Source organism: Pseudomonadota bacterium (genome assembly GCA_010028905.1).
In the GTDB taxonomy this organism is placed as follows: Bacteria; Vulcanimicrobiota; Xenobia; order RGZZ01; family RGZZ01; genus RGZZ01.
The window spans coordinates 1-4,620 of sequence record RGZZ01000401.1 but is presented as its reverse complement, the minus strand read 5'-3'; the positions used below and the strand labels follow the sequence as shown (position 1 = coordinate 4,620).

Below are 4,620 nucleotides of genomic sequence, written 5' to 3'. Positions count from 1 at the left end.
GGTCGCGTGCGGGCTGACGGCCGTGCTGCTCGTCGTGGGCTTCATCGTGCTGTACCCGCCGTTTTTCTGGTTGATCTGGCGCCCTCATCGCATTCGCGCGGCGCACGCGCTGAAGCTAGAGGGCCTCCGGCGGTTCGCGGAGGAGGCGGGCGCGGCGTTCGACGCGTCGCGCTACCCGCTCGACCTGTCGCACGCCTGGCATCGGCGGCTACATCTGGACCCGGCGGACTCGACGTACCGCGCAGCCGCGATCGTCGACGACGAGATTACGGCGCCCGTAAGGCACTGGGAGGACGGCAAGTACCGCGGCTACGCGTAGGGGAAGACTGGCGCCAGCCAGAAGTCGGGGCTCTTGTTGGCGTTGGGCCCGACGCGGCACAGGGCGCCCGAGCAGCGGGGCCGCGGGCCTCGCGCGTCGCGCTCGCGCTCGTCTGGCTGGTCCTTGCCCTTGGCCCAGGGCAGCGGCGGCTCGTAGGCGTGGTCGGGCGGCATCTGCGCCCTAGAGGTGATCTTGACCCAGCGCGGCGCCACGACCTGCGCGAGGCCGCAGCACGCGCAGCCGGTGGCGCCCTCGCTGGAGTCGGAGTCGTCCTTGCGCTCGCCGTGGCGCAGGTCGTCGTAGTCGCAGGGCTCGTAGTCGATCTCCCAGACGCGGGCGAAATAGGTGTCGCGCGGCACGAAGCACTGGGAGTCGCCGGCCTCGTCCGGGCAGCGCGGCGCGGCGCGCGGGAACGCCTTGAGGACCTCGCAGCGCTGTATTTGCTTAAAGTGGCAGCGCCACACTTTGCCCCACGCGCACTCGCGCTGCGCGTCCTCCGAGCACTTGAGGTGCGTCTGCCTCCACAAGCACGTCCATTGCTGGACGAAGTACTCGGTTTTCCTCGAGCACGCGCGCGTGTTGCAGAAGGACCCGGGGGGGCAGGGCGCGTTGCAGCGCGCGTTGTTGGGCCTGAAGGGCCTGTCCTTGCCCTCGACGTCGCCGAAGTCTAAGCGCTCGTAGTTGGAGGCGGCCTCCTCGGACGCGTCAGAGGCAGCGTGGTCCGTGTCGCCAACTGCCATTACCTTTCTTCCACCTGAGGTTCTGGCGGGTTGAATAGGTGAAACGGAATGCGTATCTGGAAAAGGCCGCGCGTAGAAATGGACCTACGACTGATACTAGCCCTCGGCGTCCTCGCAGGCGTCCTGCTATGGCTCACGAGCTCCCCGCCCCCGCTTTCACCTTCGCCGTCGCCCTCACCTTCACCCTCATCCTCGCCGTCGCCTCCGCCTCCGCCCAACGCGGGCCAGACCTGCAGCAATGACGACGACTGCCAGGATGTTAGACTTTCTTGCGATCCTCTTTATAGTAAAGGTGCAGAGTACGTTTACTGTTGCAACCCCGTTAGCTACAACGGCGCCGCGTCCGCCTACTGCCACGTCAATCGTTGGGGCGAGGGCGCTCCTTGCAATATCTTATCTCTGTGCGACGATGCGAGCTTGACGTGCGACTCGTTGTACGCCCGCAATTCGCACGTTCCTGGCTGCTGCAACCCCGTGCAAAACCGCGGCCAGGCTTCGGCCGTCTGCCGTACAGGTCCGTACGGAGAGACGAAGGCGCCAAAGCTCACGACCGCGAGGTCGCGCCGCGAGGCTTGAAGCCTCGGAGTCCTCTGGCCGCGGCGTCAAGGCCGACGCCGTACTCGAGCGGCAGCCGCGTCAGCGGCGACGTGGCGCTGCGCTGCGCCCACTGCTCGAGAGCGCGCCTCTCGTAGACCGCGCCGTCCGAGGCCACGACAGGGTCCTGCAGCGCGCGCAGAGGCGCGAGCGTGATGGGGCACAGGCGCTGGCCGAGCGCGTGGCGCCTCTTCTGCCGGCGCGCGGCCCAGTAGGCGCGCGCCTTCATCTTGCGCTGCTGGCCCGGGCTGAAGGCGCCCAGCAGCGCGCGCAGCTGCTCCTCGGCGTCCATATCTTGAGCCGATTCTCATGCGCGGGCGTCTGCCTTGCGCGCTTCGGCTTGGCTCTAAACCTAAGGCGCGCCGAGCTCTCAAAAAAGAACCAGCAGAAAGACCTTCGAAGGCAGCTTCGTGCGGGAAGGAAAACTTCCCTATGAAGGAACGAACTGCACGCGGAGCTCTTTTTTCCCGGAGCCGTACCAAAGCCGCGAGCCTTCGCGTAAAGAGAGCTCCTAGCCGCACAGGGTCTCCCCCTCGTAAGGACTGGAGGCTGTGAGCGCGTTCTCGTCGTGAGCGCGTTCTCGTCCGGCCCCGCCGCGGGCGCCTCTGCACGCGCAGGGTTGCTCTGCTGCTTTCTTGACGACTCTGTCTTGAGATTTTACAGGGCCGCTCTGAAAGCGGCGAGCGCGCAGGGTTCTCATGAGTCTTTGCGAGCAAATTTAGAAGGCTTGATTTTGGTCTCTCATAACACGGCTTTCTAAGCCTCCTCGCGTCTTGAAAGACTCTTTCCACCCCTGCAGGGGTTTCAGGTGGCCGCGGCGCTGTCTCGCCGCTTTTTGTTCTCCGCGGTTACCTTTGCGCGAGAGAGCTGCCGCCCGTAAAGGGCCGCTGCGTGAGCGCGCGTTTTCGCCGCGGCCTACGCCGCTGCGCGGGCACCTCGCTGAGCCGTCTTCGCGTCGCCGGGCGCGTTGACGAAGGGAGGCCGCGGGGGGGCCAGGGCGCCCCTCCGTCAAAGGGTACCGGGCGCCATGGCACGGTAAGGTCTCGAGAGAAACGGCGCTTAGAAAAATGTACGCGAGAATAACGAGATCCCCAAAAGCGGGGAAGAAAATGACGGCCATCTTCTACGACAAGGACCTGCGACGGATAAAAACGGTTCACTTCGGAGCGACTGGGTACGAGGACTACACGACAGCGCCTCACGACAAAGAGAGAAAAGCGCGGTACATCAAGAGGCACCGGGCCGCGGAGAATTGGAAGGACTGTACCGCAGCCGGCACTCTCTCGCGGTATATTTTGTGGAACAAGCGCGACTTGAAGGCCTCCATTGACGACTACTATTTGAGATGCAATCTCAAGCGTCTCTGAAAGAGCCCACTCGCGGCAGAGCTCAGGTGTTTTCAGGGACGTCCGGCGCGTCGCGCGCGGCCCCGCAGCGCCGCTCGTACGCGCACAGCATAGACCGCGTGCGCGCGCTTCAGCTCGAGCTCGCTGAGCACGTAGACTTCTTCCTCGTGGTCCAGGGGCCTCGTCTGCTTGGCGCGCACGACCGCCACGGCCGCGAGGCAGTTGAAGTACTGCGCGATCGCGCGCTTGTTGCGCCACGCGCGCGCGTTCACGAAGGCGCTGACCGCGGCGCTGGCCGTCCAGCTCCCTTTGCCGCTGCTCACGTCGTCGAAGTGCGGCTTGCACTCTTCGAGCGCCTCCTCCAGCAGCTCCTCGTCGTCATAGACAGCTTGCACTCGTGCGTTCTGCACTACGTACTTCAGTTCGCGCTCGCCGGGCCACTTCACGCACGCCTTGGCAAAGACCACCATTCCAAAGATCCCCAGGTACCGGCTGACCGAGTCCCGCTTGCCCGAGTCCCGCTTCGTCCTCTCCTTGAGGAAGTTGCTCGTCCTCTCCTTGAGGAAGTTGCTGAGGGCAATGCAGCGCTCTGCCTCCTCGGCGCTGGCGCGCTGCTGGGCGGGCGGCCAGGGCGCGCCCGCGCGCAGCGGCGCTTTGCTCGCGGCCGCGTTCAGGTTGACCGTGGGCGGCACCGCGGCCGCGACGCGGCTGTCCAAGACGTCCACTTTGGCGCACGCCCTCGGTGGCCGCGGCCACGGCCTCCGCGTCGCGCGCGGCCAGCGCCCGCAGCTCGTCGTCCCGCTTGGCCAGCGCGGCTTGAAAGCCGTCGGTCAGCGCCTTGGCCTGCGCGGCCAGCGCCGCGCGGAATCCGGTCATCATGCGCTCTTCGCGCGCCAGCGCCTCCTCGTCCCGCTTGGCCAGCGCCAGCTGCAGCTCCTCGTCCCGCTTGGCCAGCGCCGCATGGAAGCCGGTCATCATGCGCTCTGCGCGCTCCAGCGCCTCTTCGTCCCGCTTGGCCAGCTCCGCGCGGAAGTCGGCCAGCATGCGCTCCTCGTGCGCCAGCGCCTGCTCGCGCTGCTCGACCAGCGCTAGTTGCAGCTCGTTGCGCCCCTCGTCCCGCTTGGCCAGCGCGAGCTGCATTTGGCCAGGCAGCTCGCGCGCCAGAGTTCTCTGCTCGCGCAAATCCAGGAACTGCGCCAGCGGGTTATCCATGTCGTCGCGCACGAAGGCCTGCATGCGCTCATTGGTGAGTAGACTGTCGAAGCTGACGTGGCCGTCCACGCCGAAGAAGGACGCGACCATATCTTTGCGCAGCTGCACCGAGAGATCGCAACCGGGTATTAGCACCAGAAGCTCGCAGATGGTCGCGGCGCCGGCGCACGGGGTCGCCTGGCCGCCGTGAAGCTGGACCGGAAAGAACTGAGCATCTGCGCGTTGGCGCGGAGCCAGATCTGGATCAACGCCAACGCCCAGTTCGGCGTCAAAGTTCCAGTACTCGCGGAGCAGGCGCTGGTAGATATGCTGCGCGGCCGCGTAGGTGCACTTCTTGGCGAGCATGACGACGTCGACGATGGCCAGCACGAGCTTCCCTTCGACGCGCGCCGTTCGGAGCGGCGGCATA

General features: G+C 66.1%; 7 protein-coding genes. 3 read left to right on the top strand and 4 right to left on the bottom strand.

The genetic code is table 11. From position 1 onward, the window contains the following. The first annotated feature begins 22 nt into the window (after positions 1-22). Positions 23-319, top strand: a complete 297-nt coding sequence (locus EB084_19965; GenBank protein NDD30542.1) for a hypothetical protein — start codon at positions 23-25, stop codon at positions 317-319. Here EB084_19965 and EB084_19960 read toward each other — a convergent pair. After that, positions 310-1,059, bottom strand: coding sequence for a hypothetical protein (locus EB084_19960; protein ID NDD30541.1), 750 nt, complete (start codon positions 1,057-1,059; stop codon positions 310-312). The genes EB084_19965 and EB084_19960 overlap by 10 nt on opposite strands. A gap of 78 nt (positions 1,060-1,137) precedes the next feature. On the opposite strand from EB084_19960, the gene EB084_19955 reads away from it, so the two are divergent. Continuing rightward, positions 1,138-1,635: a hypothetical protein gene (locus tag EB084_19955; protein ID NDD30540.1), complete on the top strand. Its 498-nt coding sequence runs from the start codon at positions 1,138-1,140 to the stop codon at positions 1,633-1,635. Here the strand turns inward: EB084_19955 and EB084_19950 are convergent. Beyond that, on the bottom strand, positions 1,604-1,945 hold the full coding sequence (locus EB084_19950; protein NDD30539.1) for a hypothetical protein: 342 nt from the start codon (positions 1,943-1,945) through the stop codon (positions 1,604-1,606). The two genes, EB084_19955 and EB084_19950, sit on opposite strands and share 32 nt — an antisense overlap. Before the next feature lie 817 nt (positions 1,946-2,762). On the opposite strand from EB084_19950, the gene EB084_19945 reads away from it, so the two are divergent. Further along, positions 2,763-3,020: a hypothetical protein gene (locus EB084_19945; GenBank protein NDD30538.1), complete on the top strand. Its 258-nt coding sequence runs from the start codon at positions 2,763-2,765 to the stop codon at positions 3,018-3,020. Between the two features lie 32 nt (positions 3,021-3,052). Here EB084_19945 and EB084_19940 read toward each other — a convergent pair whose 3' ends face one another. Together EB084_19940 and EB084_19935 are read right to left on the bottom strand one after the other, a co-directional pair. Beyond that, positions 3,053-3,394, bottom strand: coding sequence for a hypothetical protein (locus tag EB084_19940; protein NDD30537.1), 342 nt, complete (start codon positions 3,392-3,394; stop codon positions 3,053-3,055). Beyond that, positions 3,378-4,620: hypothetical protein (locus EB084_19935; GenBank protein NDD30536.1), on the bottom strand; the 1,243-nt coding region annotated here is incomplete at its 5' end. The genes EB084_19935 and EB084_19940, both read right to left, overlap by 17 nt.

Bases quoted from the DNA above. Each gene is read 5' to 3' on its own strand.
- EB084_19960 (NDD30541.1), bottom strand. From the start codon at position 1,059: ATGGCAGTTGGCGACACGGACCACGCTGCCTCTGACGCGTCCGAGGAG.
- EB084_19955 (NDD30540.1), top strand. From the start codon at position 1,138: ATGGACCTACGACTGATACTAGCCCTCGGCGTCCTCGCAGGCGTCCTG.
- EB084_19950 (NDD30539.1), bottom strand. From the start codon at position 1,945: ATGGACGCCGAGGAGCAGCTGCGCGCGCTGCTGGGCGCCTTCAGCCCG.
- EB084_19945 (NDD30538.1), top strand. From the start codon at position 2,763: ATGACGGCCATCTTCTACGACAAGGACCTGCGACGGATAAAAACGGTT.